The sequence below is a fragment of the Actibacterium sp. 188UL27-1 genome, assembly GCF_016901225.1.
Taxonomy (GTDB): domain Bacteria; phylum Pseudomonadota; class Alphaproteobacteria; order Rhodobacterales; family Rhodobacteraceae; genus 188UL27-1.
The window spans coordinates 62,789-81,707 of the sequence record NZ_JAFEUL010000008.1; the positions used below are offsets into that span (position 1 = coordinate 62,789).

The 18,919-nt window shown below is 59.2% G+C and carries 19 protein-coding genes; 4 read left to right on the forward strand and 15 right to left on the reverse strand.

Annotated elements, in window-relative coordinates:
• Window positions 1-16: 16 nt before the first annotated feature.
• From odhB to IU397_RS12300, 15 genes are all read right to left on the reverse strand, one after another.
• The gene (gene odhB, locus IU397_RS12230) at window positions 17-1,576 is read right to left on the reverse strand and encodes a 2-oxoglutarate dehydrogenase complex dihydrolipoyllysine-residue succinyltransferase (RefSeq protein ID WP_204413908.1); all 1,560 of its coding nucleotides are present in this window, start codon (window positions 1,574-1,576) and stop codon (window positions 17-19) included.
• Window positions 1,577-1,581: 5 nt separating this feature from the next.
• On the reverse strand, window positions 1,582-4,542 hold the full coding sequence (locus IU397_RS12235) for a 2-oxoglutarate dehydrogenase E1 component (protein ID WP_204413910.1): 2,961 nt from the start codon (window positions 4,540-4,542) through the stop codon (window positions 1,582-1,584).
• Window positions 4,539-5,033: a DUF805 domain-containing protein gene (locus IU397_RS12240; protein ID WP_204413912.1), complete on the reverse strand. Its 495-nt coding sequence runs from the start codon at window positions 5,031-5,033 to the stop codon at window positions 4,539-4,541. Before IU397_RS12240 ends, IU397_RS12235 begins: the two co-directional genes overlap by 4 nt.
• 336 nt (window positions 5,034-5,369) lie before the next feature.
• Window positions 5,370-5,879: a DUF805 domain-containing protein gene (locus IU397_RS12245; RefSeq protein WP_204413914.1), complete on the reverse strand. Its 510-nt coding sequence runs from the start codon at window positions 5,877-5,879 to the stop codon at window positions 5,370-5,372.
• A 46-nt stretch (window positions 5,880-5,925) separates the two neighbouring features.
• A complete protein-coding gene (locus IU397_RS12250) occupies window positions 5,926-7,383 on the reverse strand; it encodes a hypothetical protein (RefSeq protein ID WP_204413915.1) in 1,458 nt (485 codons plus the stop codon).
• A gap of 4 nt (window positions 7,384-7,387) precedes the next feature.
• Window positions 7,388-8,017, reverse strand: a complete 630-nt coding sequence (locus tag IU397_RS12255; RefSeq protein WP_204413916.1) for a hypothetical protein — start codon at window positions 8,015-8,017, stop codon at window positions 7,388-7,390.
• Window positions 8,018-8,026: 9 nt separating this feature from the next.
• On the reverse strand, window positions 8,027-8,908 hold the full coding sequence (gene sucD, locus IU397_RS12260; protein ID WP_204413917.1) for a succinate--CoA ligase subunit alpha: 882 nt from the start codon (window positions 8,906-8,908) through the stop codon (window positions 8,027-8,029).
• An 8-nt stretch (window positions 8,909-8,916) separates the two neighbouring features.
• Window positions 8,917-9,276 carry a hypothetical protein gene (locus IU397_RS12265; protein ID WP_204413919.1) on the reverse strand — a complete coding sequence of 120 codons (360 nt, stop codon included), beginning with the start codon at window positions 9,274-9,276 and terminating at the stop codon, window positions 8,917-8,919.
• Window positions 9,273-9,788, reverse strand: a complete 516-nt coding sequence (locus IU397_RS12270) for a succinyl-CoA synthetase subunit beta (protein WP_239479762.1) — start codon at window positions 9,786-9,788, stop codon at window positions 9,273-9,275. Before IU397_RS12270 ends, IU397_RS12265 begins: the two co-directional genes overlap by 4 nt.
• A 7-nt stretch (window positions 9,789-9,795) precedes the next feature.
• Window positions 9,796-10,335 carry a hypothetical protein gene (locus IU397_RS12275; protein WP_204413921.1) on the reverse strand — a complete coding sequence of 180 codons (540 nt, stop codon included), beginning with the start codon at window positions 10,333-10,335 and terminating at the stop codon, window positions 9,796-9,798.
• A complete protein-coding gene (locus IU397_RS12280; RefSeq protein WP_204413923.1) occupies window positions 10,332-10,862 on the reverse strand; it encodes a hypothetical protein in 531 nt (176 codons plus the stop codon). The genes IU397_RS12275 and IU397_RS12280 overlap by 4 nt, the downstream gene beginning before the upstream one ends.
• Before the next feature lie 2 nt (window positions 10,863-10,864).
• A complete protein-coding gene (locus tag IU397_RS12285) occupies window positions 10,865-11,353 on the reverse strand; it encodes a hypothetical protein (protein WP_204413925.1) in 489 nt (162 codons plus the stop codon).
• Window positions 11,354-11,866: 513 nt separating this feature from the next.
• The gene (gene sucC / locus IU397_RS12290) at window positions 11,867-13,060 is read right to left on the reverse strand and encodes an ADP-forming succinate--CoA ligase subunit beta (protein WP_204413935.1); all 1,194 of its coding nucleotides are present in this window, start codon (window positions 13,058-13,060) and stop codon (window positions 11,867-11,869) included.
• A 248-nt stretch (window positions 13,061-13,308) separates the two neighbouring features.
• The gene (locus IU397_RS12295) at window positions 13,309-14,040 is read right to left on the reverse strand and encodes an N-acyl homoserine lactonase family protein (protein ID WP_239479763.1); all 732 of its coding nucleotides are present in this window, start codon (window positions 14,038-14,040) and stop codon (window positions 13,309-13,311) included.
• Between the two features lie 62 nt (window positions 14,041-14,102).
• Entirely contained in the window at window positions 14,103-14,510 is a 408-nt protein-coding gene (locus IU397_RS12300; RefSeq protein ID WP_239479764.1) for a putative quinol monooxygenase, read from the reverse strand.
• Here IU397_RS12300 and IU397_RS12305 point away from each other — a divergent pair.
• The 4 genes from IU397_RS12305 (at window position 14,501) to IU397_RS12320 (ending at window position 18,919) form a co-directional block, all read left to right on the forward strand.
• Window positions 14,501-15,589 carry an isocitrate/isopropylmalate dehydrogenase family protein gene (locus IU397_RS12305; protein WP_204413938.1) on the forward strand — a complete coding sequence of 363 codons (1,089 nt, stop codon included), beginning with the start codon at window positions 14,501-14,503 and terminating at the stop codon, window positions 15,587-15,589. The two genes, IU397_RS12300 and IU397_RS12305, sit on opposite strands and share 10 nt — an antisense overlap.
• Window positions 15,590-15,603: 14 nt before the next feature.
• Window positions 15,604-16,605, forward strand: coding sequence for a Gfo/Idh/MocA family protein (locus IU397_RS12310; RefSeq protein WP_370541677.1), 1,002 nt, complete (start codon window positions 15,604-15,606; stop codon window positions 16,603-16,605).
• 325 nt (window positions 16,606-16,930) lie between these two features.
• Window positions 16,931-17,977 carry a TRAP transporter substrate-binding protein gene (locus tag IU397_RS12315; protein ID WP_204413942.1) on the forward strand — a complete coding sequence of 349 codons (1,047 nt, stop codon included), beginning with the start codon at window positions 16,931-16,933 and terminating at the stop codon, window positions 17,975-17,977.
• A 90-nt stretch (window positions 17,978-18,067) separates the two neighbouring features.
• Window positions 18,068-18,919, forward strand: a complete 852-nt coding sequence (locus tag IU397_RS12320) for a TRAP transporter small permease subunit (protein WP_204413944.1) — start codon at window positions 18,068-18,070, stop codon at window positions 18,917-18,919.

Below are 18,919 nucleotides of genomic sequence, written 5' to 3' on the forward strand. Positions count from 1 at the left end.
TTACAGAAGCCTGCAATTACAAATCCATCAGGAGGCGACGCGGGTCTTCTAGGGCCTCTTTGACGCGGACCAGGAACGTGACGGCGCCTTTGCCATCGACGATACGGTGGTCGTAGCTGAGGGCGAGGTACATCATGGGGCGGATCTCAACTTTGCCGCCGATGGCCATGGGGCGGTCCTGGATCTTGTGCATGCCGAGGATGCCGGATTGCGGTGGGTTCAGGATGGGTGAACTCATCAGCGAGCCATAGACCCCGCCATTTGAGATGGTGAAGGTGCCGCCTTGCATTTCGGCCATGCTCAGCTTGCCGTCTCGGGCGCGTTTGCCTTTCTCGGCGATGGCTTTCTCAATGGCCGCGAACCCCATGGCGTCGGCGTCCCGGATCACGGGCACGACAAGGCCCGTAGGTGTGCCCGCGGCAATGCCCATATGGACAAAGTTCTTGTAGACGATATCCGTACCGTCGATCTCGGCATTGACCTCGGGAACTTCATTCAGGGCATGGCAGCAGGCCTTGGTGAAGAACGACATGAAGCCCAGCTTGACGCCGTGCTTCTTGAGGAACAATTCCTTGTATTCGTTGCGCAGGTTCATGACGGCGCCCATGTCGACCTCATTATAGGTCGTCAGCATGGCGGCGGTGTTCTGGCTGTCCTTCAGGCGCTTGGCGATGGTCTGGCGTAGGCGGGTCATCTTGACCCGTTCCTCGCGTGCGGCATCATCGGCGGGAACCGGGGCGCGGGGGGCTTGGGCAACGGGGGTGGGCACAGTCGCCGCAGGCGCTGGGGCTGCGCCCTTGCCTGGCGATTGCAGTGCCTTTTGTACATCTTCCTTCATGATGCGCCCGTCGCGGCCGGTGCCCTGAACTTGCGCGGGGCTCATGTCATGTTCCGCCATCATCTTCTTGGCGGATGGGGCATGTTCGATATCCGTGCGCGCGTCGCTCGAATTTAGATCGGCAGCATAGTTGGCCCGTTCCGCTTCGTCAGCCACCGGGCCGGTCGAAACCGCGGCGGCGACCCCGCCGCCGGAGGACAGTATGGCCAGCTTTGCCGCGGCATCGACGGTGGTGCCTTCCGGCGCCAGGATCTCGACCAACGTGCCGGAGGCCGGTGCAGGGACCTCGACGCTCACCTTGTCGGTTTCCAATTCGCACAACATCTCGTCCTGGGCCACGCTATCGCCCACGGCCTTGAACCAGGTGCTGACCGTGGCCTCCGTCACGCTTTCACCCAAGGTGGGCACCATCACATCGACCGATGGCCCGGCATCACCACCGGCCTCCGGTGCGGTCTTGGCCACTGCCGGTTCGGATTTCGCCGGGGCTGCCGCCCCATCGGCGCCGCTGATCGTGGCCAGCAAGGCGTCGACCCCAACGGTCTGGCCTTCACCGGCGACGATCTCTCCCAGCGTGCCGGCAACGGGTGCAGGCACTTCGACGGTCACCTTGTCGGTTTCCAGCTCGCACAGCATTTCATCCACCGCGACCGCATCGCCCGGTTTCTTGAACCAGGTGGCGACGGTGGCCTCGGTAACGCTTTCGCCCAGGGTGGGCACGCGGATGTCAGTGGACATGGGACTTAATTTCCTTCGATGGTCAGCGCGTCGTTCACGAGCGCGGCTTGCTGGGCTTTGTGTTGGCTGGCCAGACCCGTGGCGGGCGAGGCAGAGGTGGCGCGGCCCACATAATGCGGGCGCTGGTGTTTGGCATCGATCCGGCTGAGCACCCATTCCAGATTGGGTTCAATAAAGGTCCAGGCGCCTTGGTTTTTGGGCTCTTCCTGGCACCAGATCATCTCGGCCTTGGTGAAGCGTTTCAACTCATTGACGAGGCTCAGCGCTGGGAACGGGTAGAATTGCTCAATCCGCAACAGGTACACGTCATCGATGCCGCGTGCGTCGCGTTCTTCCAGCAGGTCATAATAGACCTTGCCCGAGCACATGACGACGCGCTTGATCTTGCCGTCTTTCACCAGTGTGGTGTCGGAATTGCCTTGCTGTGCATCATCCCACAGCACGCGGTGGAAGCTGGACCCGTCGGTGAAGTCATCCGCCGTGTTCACCGCCAGCTTGTGGCGCAGCAGCGATTTGGGTGTCATCAAAACCAACGGCTTGCGGAAGCTGCGGTGGATCTGGCGGCGCAGGATGTGAAAGTAATTGGCCGGGGTCGAGCAGTTGGCGACGATCCAGTTATCCTGGCCGCACATCTGTAGGAACCGTTCCAACCGGGCTGAGGAATGTTCAGGCCCCTGACCCTCATAGCCATGGGGCAGCAGCATCACGAGGCCCGACATCCGCAACCATTTGCTCTCGCCCGAGCTGATGAATTGGTCGAACATGATTTGGGCGCCATTTGCAAAGTCGCCGAACTGCGCCTCCCACATGACCAGGGCGTTGGGCTCGGCAAGCGAATAGCCGTATTCAAACCCTAGAACGGCATATTCCGACAGCATCGAGTCGATAACCTCGTACCGTTCCTGCCCGGCGCGGACATTGTTCAGCGGATAATACCGCTCTTCGGTTTCTTGGTTGATCAGGCCGGAATGGCGTTGGCTGAACGTGCCTCGGGTGCTGTCCTGGCCAGCCAACCGGACCGGATAGCCTTCGGTCAGGAGCGAGCCAAAAGCCAGGGCTTCGCCCGTCGCCCAGTCAAAGCCCTGGCCTGTCTCGAACATCTTGGCCTTGGTGTCCAAAAGCCGACCGACGGTTTTGTGCAGCGGAAAGCCATCGGGTGCGCGGGACAGGGCTGTCCCGATCTCGTCCAACGTTTCGCGACTGATCGAGGTTTGGCCGCGCTGATATTCCTCACCCCGCCGGTCAAGATGTGACCAGCGGCCATCCAACCAGTCGGCCTTGTTGGGGCGATATTCCTTGCCCGCCTCGAACTCTTCGTTCAGATGCGCCTGGAAGGCGGCTTTCATATCCTCGATCTCGCCTTCGGGGATCAGACCATCCTGGACCAGGCGCTGGGTGTAGAGGGTCAAAGTGGTCTTCTGCGTCTTGATCTTTTTGTACATCAGGGGGTTGGTGAACATCGGTTCATCCCCCTCGTTATGGCCGAAGCGGCGGTAGCAGATGATGTCGATCACCACATCCTTGCGGAATTTCTGCCGGAACTCGGTCGCGACCTTTGCGGCATGGACCACAGCTTCTGGATCATCGCCGTTGACGTGGAAGATCGGTGCCTCGACCATCAGCGCGATATCGGTGGGATAGGGGCTGGACCGGCTGAAATGCGGGGCCGTGGTAAACCCGATTTGATTGTTGACGACAATATGCATGGTGCCGCCGGTGCGGTGACCGCGCAGGCCCGACAGGCCAAACCCTTCGGCCACGACACCCTGCCCGGCAAAGGCCGCATCGCCGTGAAGCAAGATGGGCAGAACGCTGGTGCGGTCGGCGTCGTTCAACTGGTCCTGCTTGGCGCGGGCCTTGCCTAGTACGACAGGGTTCACGGCCTCAAGGTGGGAGGGGTTGGCAGTGAGGCTCAAATGCACCTCGTTGCCGTCAAATTCCCGGTCAGAACTGGCACCGAGGTGATATTTCACATCGCCTGACCCATCCACGTCTTCCGGTTTGTAGCTGCCGCCCTGAAATTCGTTAAAGATCGCGCGGTAGGGTTTCTGCATCACATTGGCGAGAACGCTGAGGCGGCCGCGATGGGGCATCCCGATGATGATGTCCTGCACACCCAGATTGCCGCCGCGCTTGATGATCTGTTCCATGGCGGGGATCAGGCTTTCGCCGCCATCCAGACCAAACCGCTTGGTACCCATGTATTTCACATGGAGGAATTTCTCAAAACCCTCCGCCTCGACCATCTTGTTGAGGATGGCCTTGCGCCCTTCGCGGGTGAACTGAATTTCCTTACCCAACCCCTCGATCCGTTCCTTGAGCCAGCTGGCTTCTTCGGGGTTTGAAATATGCATGTATTGCAAGGCGAATGTGCCGCAATAGGTGCGTTTGACGATGTCCAGGATCTGCCGGATCGTGGCGATCTGCAGGCCCAGCACATTGTCGATGAAGATCGGGCGATCCATGTCGGCCTCGGTGAAGCCGTAGGATTTGGGCTCCAGCTCGGGATGGGGTTCGGGGTCGCGCATACCCAGCGGGTCAAGATCGGCGATCAGATGGCCCCGGATCCGGTAGGCGCGGATCAGCATCAGCGCGCGGATGCTGTCGAGCACGGCGCGCTTGATCTGGTCCTCGGTGATCTGTGTGCCGGTTTCCTGTGCTTTGGCCTTGATCTTGTCGGCGGCTTTGGGGGCGTCAGCCTCCACCGGCCATTCGCCTGTGAGCGCGCTGGTGAGGTCATCGCCGGGCATGGGTGGCCAGTCGGGGCGGGCCCAGGAGGGGCCATTCGCCTCTGCCTTTACATCAAGTTCGGCATCGCCCATCTGGCGGAAGAACTCTGCCCAGGCCTGATCGACGGCACCGGGATCATTGGCGTAGCGGGCGTAAAGCTGTTCGAGATATTCCGCATTATGCCCCTGCATGAAGCTGGAGGCATGGAACTGGTCATTGGGGCCTTGCTCGGTCATTTGAAAACCTCCATCAGGTTTGCGTCATTCAGGGCGTCATAGGGGTTGGGGCCGTATGTGTTGGAGCCGGGATCGGATGGCTGTGAGAGCCAGTAGAGTTGTAGCAGAAAGCCGGAAAGTCCGATGAGGAGGACCAGCACAAAACCAGCCCCGACGGTGAGACCGGGAGAGAGCGCTCCGACTCCAAAGGTGGCGCCAATGGTCAGGATCGGCACCAGAATGTACCAGCCAGAGCGGTTGGTGTCATGCAGGCGCCGGATCGTGGCAGTTATGATTGGAATGAACAGACCATAGGTCGTGATGAGTTCCAGGGGGCCGACATCCTCGATCTCGTCCCACCCGAAGAAGGCAGCGTCCAGCGCCGTGGCTCCGAGTTGGACGAGGATTGTAAACAGGTAGAACCACCAGAATTCGGCACGGCTGGCCCGGCCCGAGATCGTCACGTATTTCGCCATGCAGGTTTTGATGGCGTCGAGGAACGTCATGCGCATGGGATTTCCAGCTCGTCTGAATCGATGAACAGGGCGGCCTTGCCGTGGTCCTCTGGAGGCTGCTGTATATGTGGGCATCGGATCATGATTTGCGGAGCTATGTGAAAGTGAGAGTCTTCACAACTGATGAGCGGATTTCCGATTTCTTTTCGTTGGAGCGCGCGAGTTGGAGAGTATTTGCGTCGAATACGTCCTGAGTTCCGGTCGGCGGCTGATCCTGGCCGATGACTGGCTGCGCCATTCTGCCAACGGCAGTTGCGACCGGGGCAAGTGCGGTGGCTCGCATTGACGGCCCAGCGGTCGGATCGGTGCAGAAAAGATCGGTGCTGCGGGGGGTCATCGGTCTGATCCTGTCGGGCGGGGGCCGTACGCATTGGCGTTTGGATCGCCCGGTTGCAAGAGCCACCAGAACAGTACAAGCGGGGCGATTGCACAGCCCGCCATCGCAATCTGGCCAAAGACCGCCATGAGGGTGCGGATCCCGAACTGAGCCAGAAGGATGCTGGCGGTGAGAGCGACGACCAGACAGCCAGCCGCCAGGATACAGGGGAAGAACAGCTCCAAGCCCGACCGACCCGTATCATGCATGCGCCGCCACGCCGCGCACAGGGCCGGGGGCGTCGTCATCAGACAAAAGATCAGGGAAAGCAGGCCGTCACGCCGCAATTCTGTCATGTAGCCGCGCCCCGGAAACAGCCAGCGCGTCAACTGCCCGTCTAGAAGGGCGGCCAGGGTCGCACCCGCGATAAGGAACGCCACGAACCACCAGAATTCGGGCCGAGACGCGCGTCCGCGCACCTCGATATACTTGCCCAGACAGGTTGCTATGGCGTCTGCTGGTCCCATCGTCAGCGATGTGCTCCGAAATCTGGTAAATGGGATGTGTTGATGGTCATTGATTGACCTCTGCTGGCAGTCGGTCTTCCCGCGTGAAAGACGATGTGAACACATCAAGATAGATCGGCGGCGCTGGCACGATTTGGCTTTTGGAGCTGGTCAGGCTTCGGTAGGTGACATCGCCATACTCGCCGTCGTCGTATATTTTATAGTCCAGCACCAGGTATTGCCCTCCCGCGGTTGGTGCTGGCACCAGACCGGACGCAAAGTGCGACAGGGCAGACCGAGTGGCCGCATCCGGTGTCATGTGCCACAGGTTGCAGGTGTTGAAGGCCACATCATCGCGGTCGGTCGAGACCTCAAGGCTGAGCCGCCAACCGGTCGGGTGGTCATAAAAGGTCCGGTCCCCCTCCGCGATCTCGTTTGAGGTATATTTGAGCCGCCTGGCCATCTCGGGCACCAGGCGTGTTTCCATCTCCCATTGCGGGAAGCGGGATGTTTCATCGATGGTCCATCCAGAATCGGCCAAGGACATCATCGCCTTGGCGGCCACAAGCTCTGACACAATCGGTTCATTCGGCGAAACGCTTTGCCATTCCGCCAGGACGGTGGGCCAATCGGTGGGCATCACCGACGGGTCGGTACATTTTTCGACGATACGGTCCAGCGCCGTCAGCATATCCGTTGGTCGAAGATCCTCGCGGGCGGATTTGGGCCGGTCGGTGCCTGGCTTTGCCGTCGTCTGGACGCTGAACACAAATGGCATGGAAGGGAGAACATGGCTTTTTTGATCAAAATATGCATTGAACCGGTGGGTCACCATGCTTTGATCAAGAAAGTACGCGGCGGATGATGACAACATCGTGCCAAATGTGGAGCGCATGGGAATATGCCCGAAATCACCGGAGGCCGCCGTATCAATGACCGCCGCCTCGGGCGCAGGATGCCAAACGAGGCAGATATGGGTCTCCGCGCCCTCGTAATTGTTGGTTTTATCGTAGTGCAGCGCCAGCCTCCACCCCGTTCCATGGGTGAAAAACGCCATCCGCCCGGCCTCGATATCCTTGGCGACGATATCCAGAGCCTCTTGATAATTACTGCGCATCCATTCGCGTCGTTCTTCCCTGGCGCGCCGATTGACCAGACCCAGAAAACCGCTATCGGGCAGCAGGTAGCTGTCATCTTTCGAAAATTCCGCATAGGTGGTGGCGCTGGCCCATTCGGCGGTGAGATTGGGATCAGGTGCGACGCGTTGCCAGCCGACAAGGGCTGGTGCCACATCCTCCTGCATATGTGCCGGTGTGCTGCAACTCTCCACCGCGTGTTGGAATGCGTTGCCCTGGTCCGTTGCGGGGGCCGCCAGTCCTGTCTGGGCTGTCACCACCGCAACGGTGGTACCAAGAGTTCGTAATCGGCCGACCGCATCCATGCGCAGGGTCCCGTTCGCATCGGGCAATAGCAGCCTGATGCTGTGTGCCATGGCGTTGAGCGATTTCGCTAAGGGTTCCAACATGACGTCAGTCGACCCCCAAAATCAAAAAGCCCGAAGCCTTGCGCCCACCTGCCATCCAAGCGTCCCAAACCTGAGACAGAACGGATCGCCCGCCATCAACGCCACCGCTCCCGGCATATGTCTCATAAAGGCCGACATCCGCTGTCTTGCGCACATCAGTGCGCCCCGGCACCGGCCAGGGCTTCGTGCCGGGTGCGAAGGCAATCGAACAGGATGGTTCGCCATCGACGACGGCGAGTGAGATTTCGAGGGTTTTGCCCGTGTCTGTGAAATGCTGCGTGTCAGTGTCCGTGCGGAACAAATCGCCGGATTGGGCCGATTTCAAATAGTCATCATAGGTGGCTTTGATCGATGCGCGGGTCCCATCATATTCGAGATCCGAGATGGCGATATGGGCGACCTGGGCCTGGACCCACATGTCCGATACGCCCTTGATCGGGCGGTAGCCCAAGGCGCTGATGGCTGCTTTACGCGCGGCGAAGGACGGCGACGGCTGAACACAGGCTGGAACGAGCGCTGCCGCATCCGCCGACAATGCTTGTCCCTGCGGTACGCAGGCAACCAGAGCAGCCAGCGCCGCTGTTGCCAACGCCGCCCTTTGACCTTGTTTCGGTGTCGTCGCCATCCCGGTCATCGCATCCCGTTACCCGATGGCTTCCAGAACGGCTTCGCCGAGTTGGGCGGGGCTGTCCGCGACGACGATACCAGCAGATTTCATGGCTTCGATCTTGTCTTCAGCGCCGCCTTTGCCGCCTGCCACAATCGCCCCGGCATGGCCCATGCGGCGACCCGGAGGGGCAGTACGGCCTGCGATGAAGCCAGCCGTTGGTTTCCAGCGGCCCTTCTTTTTCTCGTCAGCCAGGAATTGGGCGGCATCTTCTTCGGCGCTGCCCCCGATTTCCCCAATCATGATGATGGACTGGGTTTCGTCATCGGCCAGGAACATCTCCAAAACGTCGATATGTTCGGTTCCCTTGATCGGGTCGCCGCCGATCCCCACCGCCGTTGATTGGCCCAGGCCCGAATCCGAGGTCTGTTTCACCGCCTCATAGGTCAATGTGCCCGAGCGGCTGACAACACCAACGCTGCCGCGTTTGTGGATATGGCCGGGCATGATGCCGATCTTGCAGGCATCGGGCGTGATCACGCCGGGGCAGTTAGGGCCGATCAGAACGCAATCCGTATCCATCAGCGCCCGCTTGACCGCCATCATGTCGAGTACGGGGATGCCTTCGGTGATGCAGCAGATCAGGGGGATTTCGGCGTCGATGGCCTCAAGGATCGAGTCGGCCGCAAAGGGGGGCGGCACGTAGATCACGCTGGCATTGGCACCGGTTTCATGCACCGCTTCATGGCAGGAATTGAAGACGGGCAGATCCAGATGGGTCTGCCCCCCTTTGCCCGGGGTCACACCGCCCACCATCTGGGTTCCGTAGGCAATGGCCTGCTCGGAATGGAAGGTCCCTTGGGAGCCGGTCAGGCCCTGGCAGATCACCTTTGTATTTTCGTCAATGAGAATGGCCATATTGTTCCTCAATATTTGGCTAGGCGGATTTTACGAGCTGCTAGTACGTAGTCGACAGCGTCAGCCATCAGGTATTCGACTTCAGCGTTGATCTGTTGGAAGAACTCAGTAGAGCCGGGGCTGTTCGCTGCCCGGTCTTTCACTTTCTTCGTCGCATAGAGGGTCGCTTGTTTGTGACAACGATATTCCAAAAGAACGCGAGCCGTTTCGAGAACGCTTGGAATTATCTCTTCAAACACACCAACCTCCTCAGCGAGAGACAGTCTGAATGCGTCACGCAAAGGCCCGTCGGATTTCTCCAAAGCTGACAAACAGATTGGTGACGACATGATCGCCAATGAAAGAACGGCTAAACAGACACGTTTCATCTGCGGCTGGCCTCCGGCGTGAGGCGTTCAACCATCAAAAAAGTTTCTGCTCCGTTAGGACCGCGGCGGGTTCCGGTATGGACCACGGCGACGCGGTTGGGGTTCAACCGGCGGGCCGCCAGCAATGTGGTGCCCGCGATGGCGGCATCTGCATGGGTCTTGGGCAAAGCCGCCTCCGTTTCGATCCCCTCTGCGGCCAAGGCGGTGACAGCGGTGTTTGCCGCTATGGGCCCGCTGTCGCCATCGAAGGCCACTTCGCACCGGCGGTCTGTTCCCGCTGTTGCCGCGCGGCCTGTCACTGGCGAAGGTGCCGCGGCCGAGAAGGGTTCGAGGTCGTAAAAATCCAGGCGGATGCCGGGCCCTGCGATTTTTGTGCGGGCAGTTTCGGCCGTCAGGAATGGGCTGAAGCAGTTCTCGGCAAAGGCCGTCAGTGCAGCCTGCTGCGCTGCCGCCAATTGCGGGGTGTTGACAGTGAGGGCTAGGCCAAGGAGGCGGGGGACTAATCCGGACATCTGATCCTCATATCCGCAACACGATTTGGGTGGTACTGTCGCTTAAACACGTACCGTCATTGCCCGCACGCTCAGCCGCGACCCAGATCAGCCGTCGCGGCGCAAAGACATGAAAGCCCGCGCACCCGCCCTGTTGCGCCTGCGGTGTCCCGGGCAGAACATTCTGACCTGCCGGCGCGCCATCTGCGATTTTACCGGTGTAAAGCTTGCTGATCACCGCGCGGGCAACGGGCGGGGCCTGTTTAACGCCGAATGCATTCGTGCTGATCTGGCATTCGGTTTGGCCTTGCTGGCCGATCACAAGGGCGCGCGCCGTGCCGGCCGGAGCCGCATACCAACTCAGCACCTGACCATCGGCCCGGATTTCGAGTTCATGCACAAAGCCTGCCCTGGTAAGCCTACTGTTGATCGCTGGGTGATCCGCGTAGTTTTCGAAACAAATCGTCATGGCGCATTGCACGTTTTGCGCCGCTACTTCCGCTGATTTCTGGGCGTGGGCGGGCAGGCCGACGAGCAGGGTCAGGGCGAGGATCAGCGTGCGTCTCATTCGGCCCCGATCTCCCCGATCATGATCATGGAGCCGCTATAATAGGGGCTGACAACGCGCGACCGAGTCACCAAAACTGCGCCCACCGTTTTGCCCAAGGGAACGGCCCAGGCCGCGAGGACATCCCGATCGCCGGAATTGCTGACCGGCAAGGCCTTTTTACCGAACGTCTTTTTGATGATCCGCTTGGCCAAAACTAGTGTTGGTTTGTTGCCCTGCCGGTTGATGCCGAACATGCAAAAAGGCTCCCCCCGGCGCGCTCCGGTCGCGGCAAAGACGCGGCGGCCATGGGCACTGTGAAACCATAGATCGTTATCTAACCCTTCGACCCGCATCCCCGCATTTTTATGGGCCTGCCGCACGGCTTTCATATCGGGGAAGGCCGCTGCGCACCGCTGGAAGGCCTCTTCCAGGCTGGTTGCACGGTCGGCAGATTGCCCGGCCCCGGCCCACCCAAACAGAACCACGCCGACCACCAAGCCGAGAATGCTGCGCCGGAACCGATGGTCACGGTGATGGGAAAACATGTTCACTCACTACCAAAGAAGAAATTCGTTGTTTCGCTCGCCGCGTTCGGACCGGTCAAGTTGACGTGGGGAACCTGCACCGGGCCGTCCGAATGGCCAAGGATTGGTGGGTGGGCCCGGGTGTAGCGCGGTGCCGTTTGCGTGGCGCGCGGGGTCACGTAGACCGGGACGCAAGTATGATATTCGGTATACCGGCCAATACTCACGCTGCCATGCTCCCAGTTTAGATCGGCGCGGTAGCCCTCCACGATCCGACACCGGGCAGTGCGGCGGCCATAGTCGTGTATTGGTCCTGTCTTGCGTCGATAGATCGGGATCACAATGTGGTCGTGTTGCGGGGTTTTCCTGTATGTCTGACCGGATCCATGGACCGCATCGTCCTTAGCAGACATCAAAGGGTGCCGTTCCTCTGCTGCCGCTGTGGTCGGCAGGGACAAAAAGCTAAATGACAGAAGCAGACCAAATGCGGTCGCGATGGGCCATTTCATCATGTCAGCCGTCCACCAATTGTACGGTTGATCGTCAGCACGACCAGACGACCACCAATCAAGGGCAGACAGAGACTTGGCTGTCCGATCAATGGTATTTGATTTGGCCGGATGGGCCGTCATCGCTTAATTCCCGTACTGTTTTTTCAAAAGATCGCTGCGCACCAGTTCGGCCTCCCACACGCCGTAATTGCTTGCATTGACACCAAAACTGACCCCACCGCGGTATTTGCGGTTCTGGAACCAAAGCTGCCATGCCAGGACGGGCCCTGGCCTGCGACCAGGACAGGCCTGAATGTTTCCCCTAGGCGGCGTGTGACGCTGGGGTCCAATTTTGCAAAGACCTTTTGGGTCACTGCGGCTGCTCGTTTTCCCGACATCACCGCGTAGCAATAGGACTTGCCGGTCACCAATGGCCCGTCAGACGCGTAGAGCAGTTGATTGGGTGTCTTGGCCGACACGGGGACAGCCAAGAGCAGGGTGGTGAGCGTCACCGCTAAAAGTCGACGCATGGGCTTACCCTTTGACGGCTTTCACGATCTTTTCGGCGCCGTCTTTAAGGTCATCGGCGGCAATGACGTTTAGCCCGGACGTGTTGATGATCTCTTTGCCCTTTTCGACATTCGTACCCTCCAGTCGGACGACGAGGGGGACTTGAAGGCCGACCTCTTTGACCGCAGTCACGACACCTTCGGCGATCACGTCACAGCGCATGATGCCGCCAAAGATGTTGACGAGGATACCTTTCACATTGGGGTCTGAGGTGATGATCTTGAAGGCCTCTGTCACCTTTTCAGTGGTGGCACCGCCGCCAACATCCAGAAAGTTCGCAGGCTCGGCCCCGTAAAGCTTGATGATGTCCATCGTCGCCATGGCCAGACCCGCGCCGTTGACCATGCACCCGATCTCTCCATCCAGGGCGATATAGTTCAGGTCGTATTTTGAGGCAGCGAGTTCTTTAGGGTCCTCTTCGCTTTCGTCGCGGAGTTGAGCGATGTCTGGATGGCGGTAGACCGCATTACCGTCAAAGCCCATCTTGGCATCCAGGCATTTAAGATCTCCGCCGGTCGTGACGATCAGCGGGTTGATCTCTAGCATCTCCATGTCCTTTTCCAGGAACATTTTATAGAGCGTGCCCATCAGCTTTACGCATTGCTTCACCTGCCCGCCGGTCAAGCCCAGCATGAAAGCGATACGGCGGCCATGATATGGCTGGTAGCCAGTGGCCGGATCGACGGAGAAGCTGAGAATCTTTTCTGGTGTCTCCGCCGCGACCTCTTCGATATCCATGCCGCCTTCGGTGGAGCAGACAAAGCTGACGCGCGATGTCGCGCGGTCGACCAGAAGGGCCAGATACAATTCGGTTTCGATGCCGGCGCCGTCCTCGATGTAGATGCGGTTGACCTGCTTGCCCGCCGCGCCGGTCTGATGCGTGACCAGGGTGCGGCCCAGCATACGTTCGGCTTCTTCGGCAGCTTCGCCCACGGATTTGGCGATGCGCACACCGCCTTTTTCGCCAGCTTCGTTTTCCTTGAAATGGCCCTTGCCGCGTCCGCCCGCGTGGATCTGAGCCTTGACTACCCAAACCGGCCCATCAAGTTCCGCCGCTGCCGTTTTGGCATCTTCGGATTTCAAAACAATCCGTCCGTCGGATACCGGAGCGCCGTAGTCGCGAAGCAATGCCTTCGCCTGATATTCATGGATATTCACGAAAACTGTCCCGTCTTGCTGCGATAAGACAGGTTTTGCACGTCTGAACGGCCACTCATACCGCCAATTCGCCGCATATTTCGAATTGAGCCGAAAAAGATAGTTTTGTGATCACAGTGATTTTTCGTGTGATCACAAATTGAGCTGTCGTCATTTTGAGTGGCGGTTCTACGCCACAGTTCACCCACTACTTTACGTTGCGGGAGGTATTATTTGCCGCGAGTGGAGCCCGAGATTCGCCCATGTCGTTACAAAGGAACAGATCCCGTCGGTCCGCGATCCAAACGTGTGATGAAGTCGGCATTGGGATGGGCAGGAAAGATTTGGCGCACCAGCGGATCATGCCCGGGGATTATCAGCGCAGGGCGGCTGGCCAGTGTCCGCAACTGCTTGAAGCCGTTCAGCATAGCCTCAAGATCAACGACAATAGGAAACGGTTTCCCGCCCGAGATGTTCTCGTAAAAATGCGCAGCGTCTGAGGCGAGGCAGAGCGCGCCCGCCTCAGTCTCGACCCGGACAGCTTGCAGGCCCTTGGTATGGCCGCCGATCTGGTGGACCGTCACGCCATCTGCCACCTGACCATCGCCATCGTGGAAGGTGATGCGCCCTTGGTACAGCCGCCGGACGGCTTCACAAATATGGTCAACGGTGAAGGGAAAGCGCAGTGCGTCATGGCACATGCAAGGACCGGTTGCATATTGCATCTCGGCCGCTTGCAGATGGATCTGGGCATTCGGGAACAGATGCAATCCGCCCGCGTGGTCAAAATGCAAATGCGTGCAGATCAATGTGGTGATGTCCGCGGCCCGCAGACCCAAAGGCGCCAACGCCTCTGCCGGGTCCAGCCGGATGGGGCGCCCGCGCCGCGCGCCTTCGGTCGCATCAAAGCCGGTATCGACCAGAATCACCTCGCCGTCGCGCTGCAGGACCCACAGAAAGAAATCGATCGGGCAAGGCGCGTCATGGTTGTCATCGAACATGAAATTGTGCCCACGCACGCGGTCCGTTTGTTCAGCATATTTGATTGCATGGACGGTCCACGTCATTGGGCGACCGTGCTGTAGGTCCGCACCGATTTCTCTAACACCAATGACCCGACGGCCCCATCGAAGGTTTTATAATGGGCTGTTTGCCGGTGGGCTTCAAATGCTGCTGCATCCTCGTACAGTTCATACAAAAACACGTCACCGGGGCGGCTCGGATCGGTACAAACATCGAATTGATGGCACCCATCTTCTGTCTCCACCGACGCGCGGGCATTTTCAATCATGAGCGGCATGAACTGCTCCAGATTTTCGGGGGACATCTGAAAAACGACCGTGACTGCGAACATGTTTTCCTCCTCTATCTCGATACTGTTTCGAAGCTGCGGCGGTTTGCCAAGGGTTGAACTGATCATTAATGTATGCATTAAAGTGCGGCGCTTTGGAAGGACTGCCAATGAAGACATTTGATATCGCCGTGTTCGAGGGGGACGGGATCGGGCCCGAGATCATGGGCCCGACCTTGGACTTGCTTGACCAAGTCGCGGCGACCAGCGGCACCTACGCATTGCGCCCGCAGATCGCACCTGCTGGTGCCGCGCATTATGCTAAGACCGGAGAAAGCCTGCCTGAGGCATCGATGGACATCGCGCGGGGGGCCGATGCCATCTTGTTGTCGGCCATGGGTTTGCCGGATGTGCGATATGATGACGGGACCGAAATTTCGCCGCAGATCGATCTGCGCAAGGCGTTGGACCTTTTTGCTGGCGTGCGGCCCGTTCGGATCACACCGGGCCAGCGGACGCCGCTGAAACTTGATGGCGGTCAGCATATTGATTTCGTGTTGATCCGGGAAAGTACGGAAGGCCTGTTTTTCACCCAGGGACAAGGGGCTGTCACAGAGTGCGACGCGACCGAAACGCTGCGCATCACCCGGGCCACGAGTGAGAAACTGTTTCGGTTTGCGTTTCGTATGGCGGAAAAACGCAAGGCAGCGGGACATGGTCCGGGCCATCTGACCTGTGTCGACAAAGCCAACGTTTTCCGCGCTTTCGCGTTCTTCCGCGAGATTTTTTATGACGAGGCGCGCAGTTTTCCCGAGGTGACACCCGCCCATGCCTATGTCGATGCGACGGCATTGTGGATGGTCGAAAAACCCTGGGTCTTTGACGTGATGGTCACCGAAAACATGTTTGGCGACATTCTGTCGGACCTCGGCGCGGGCCTGATGGGCGGTCTTGGCATGGCCCCCTCCGCCGATATCGGAGAGGATCATGCTGTGTTCCAACCCTGCCACGGATCGGCACCCGATATTGCGGGGCTGGGGGTCGCCAACCCGTTTGCGATGATCCTGTCTGGCGCGATGATGATCGACTGGCTGGGGGATCGGCATGATCTGCCCCAGATGGTTGCGGATGCCGAGCGGTTGCAGGCCGCCGTTGACACGGTCCTGGCTGATGGAACGACGATCACGCGGGATCTGGGCGGTCAGGCCAATACGGCCCAGGCTGCCGCTGCCGTTGCCGATGCGCTGGGTGACGTTTGACCCCGGCCTTGTCAGTGGCGGTCTTGGGGGCGGGGTATTTCGCCCAGTTTCACTATGATGGCTGGGCTCGGATCGAGGGCGTGCAACTGATCGGATCGGCGGATCGAGATCTGGCCTGTGCGTCGGCCACGGGCCTTCCGGCTTTTGCGGATTTGGCGGACATGCTTACGGCTGATGTACCCGATATCCTTGATATTGCGACCCCCCCGCCAACCCATGCGGTTGCCATATCTCAGGCAATTGCGGCAGGTGTGGGCACGATCATTTGCCAAAAACCCTTTTGTACGTCCCTGGATGAGGCCCGTAAAACCACGGCAGCGGCGCGGGCGGCTGGCGCTACCCTAGTGGTACATGAAAACTTTCGCTTCCAGCCCTGGTACCGCGTTATAAAAACCGCGCTTGATGCCGGAAAGGTTGGCGATGTCCATCAGATCACCTTTCGCTTGCGCACAGGGGACGGGCAGGACCCGCGTGCCTATCTTGACCGGCAGCCCTATTTCCAGACCATGCCGCGCCTTTTGGTACACGAAACGGCCGTGCACTGGATCGATACGTTCCGGTATTTGCTGGGTGATCCCACGGCTGTCTATGCCGATTTGCGCCGCATGAATCCGATCATTGCGGGTGAGGATGCCGGTTATCTGCTGTTTGACCACGGCCCAGCCCGTGCGCTGTTCGATGGCAATCGCCTGCTGGACCATGATGCCGACAATCACCGCATGACTTTGGGGGAGGCTTTGGTCGAGGGGACGGCTGGCACACTGACCCTGACCGGGGATGGTGCCGTTCACTTCCGCGCCTTTGGATCACGGGGCGGGCATGTGCTGTTGGCCGCACAAGACTATCCGGGATTTGCGGGCGATTGTGTCCATGCTTTGCAGGCCCATGTCGTCGACGCGATCCGCACCGGCCAAGCCCCTGAAAACACCGCCGCGGATTATTTGACCGTTCGCGAAATCGAAGAGGCCGTGTACCGGTCCGCCGAGGAGGGGCGCAAAATACAGTTGCCGCGTTGAGATCGACCACTGGACTGGCGTCGCTTTGGAAGATGTGCGCAAATGCCGCTGAGACCAGAGCCAAACATCAGAAACTGGCGGTCTGCGAATCAGCCGAAGGGAGCGGATAGAACATAGGTTCGGCGCCTGTTAGCGGAAAAACAGCAGTGGCGGCACTATGCGGTAACCCATTGGAAGCACAGCGCAAACTCGACTCCAAATAGGGATCGCTTTTGATCTACGGGGTAATGGGTATTGAGATTCTGGCTCAGCGATGGTCAGGGTAAGGCGATTTTGGTCAGAAAAAGTAACCAAATCGTCGTTTGTAAATAGGGGAGGAGACCACATGACACCTAGATTGCTTGGCTTGATCGCCGGCGCTTCGATGGCGATCGGCGGTGCCGCATCGGCACAGGAAACGCTTGAGATGACATCGGCGTTCGGGAAGAACCTGCCGATCCTTGGCACGGCTGCGCTTGATTTCGTTGATAAGATCAACGGCATCTCGGAAAGCGTTGAATTTGAACATTTCGATCCAGGTGAATTGGTGCCCACGCTTGAGGCACTTGACGCCGTTTCCAACGGGTCGGTCGATGCGGCCTACACCACGTCGGGCTATTGGCAGGGCAAGATCACCTCGGCCTCCTTATTTGCGGCGGTGCCCTTTGGCCCCGAAGCGGGTGAGTTCATGGCGTGGATGCTCTACGATGACGGCCACACGCTGATGCAGCGGATGTATGACGAAAACGGCTATAACGTTCACGTACAGCCTTGCGGCATCATCGCACCGGAAACATCCGGCTGGTTTAAGAACGAGATCACGTCGATGGCGGATCTTGAGGGCTTGAACATGAGGTTCTTCGGCCTGGGTGCCGAGGTGATGCAACGCCTGGGTGTCTCGACTTCACTACTGGCTGCGGGTGATATCTTCCCGGCCCTGGAGCGCGGCGCGATTGACGCGACCGAGTTCTCGATGCCGCGCATCGATGCGCGCTTGGGCTTCCACCAGATCGCCAAGTTCAACTATTTCCCCGGCTGGCACCAGCCTGCGACCATGTTTGAACTGCTGGTCAACAAAGATGCCTGGGACGACCTGGACGAGCGTGCGCAAAAGCAGATCGAGGTTGCGTGCCTAGCCAACATCACCACCAACTTGGCGGAGGGTGAGGCGACTAACTTTACCGCCATGGTCGAAAACACCGAAAAGAATGGTGTGACGATCAAGTCATGGCCGCCAGAAATGCTCGCCAAGTTCGAAGAGACCTGGGATGAGGTTGCCGCCGAACTGGCCGAAGAAGACCCCTATTTCAAAGAGGTCTGGGCTGACTTGCAAGAGTTCCGCGAAGGCTATGCCACTTGGGGCAACACGATCTATCTGCCCCGTCCCCGCTAAGGGTTCCGGCACGATGTTGGCCGTGGGCGCGTTGAGTAGCGCCCGCGGCGTCATGCGCATTCAACAATAAAAATCAAAAGGGCGGGGGCCATGGAAGATCCCGACAAGCTTGTGCAACTCTACGATCCCGGTGAAGTGGGGCGGGAGGAACATAACGGTGGTGACCGGTTTGTCGTCGGCGTGGCCAACGTGGTGGCTTGGCTTTTTCCCGCCTTGATGCTGGCCATCTGCACGCAGGTCGTGTTGCGGACCTTCGGGCGCTACCGTGATGCCTGGGCGGATACGCCCGTCCTGGCCAATCTTGCGATGATCGGGAACCAGGCCTGGCTGGATGACTTGCAATGGTGGATCTACGGGTTCGCTTGCTTGGTCGGCATCGCCTACGCGATCACCACCAACAGCCATGTGCGGGTTGATATCTTTTACGACAACTTCGATGGCCGTAAAAAGAACCGGATCGACATGTTCGCGCTTGGCTGGCTGCTTATGCCATTCCTTGTTTTGTGCTGGGATATCACGGTCCATTACGCGGCGAGTTCCGTCGCGGCTTGGGAAGGGTCCGACAGCCCGAATGGCTTGCACAATCTATGGGCGCTCAAGATCGCCATGAACTTGTGTTTCCTGCTGATGTTCGTGGCTGCCTATTCGGCGTTTCGGCGCTATCTGGCCCGCAATGTCGAACCGACCCTGTGGCGGCAAATGCTGTATGCCCTGCCCACAACGTTTTTCCTGATCAACCTTGCGATTTACTATGCCTTGTACTGGTTCGTCCGGTTCACCGGCGGGGCGGATCTGAACCCCCGCCGTGTGACGCGCGAACCTGTTTTCGGAGAGCTAGAGATTGGAGCGCAGGAAATTGAATACACGATCATCGCCTCCACCGTTGCGACAATTGCCGCGATCCTGATTGCCCGTGCCCTGTCCGGCCGGAAGGAGGCGTAG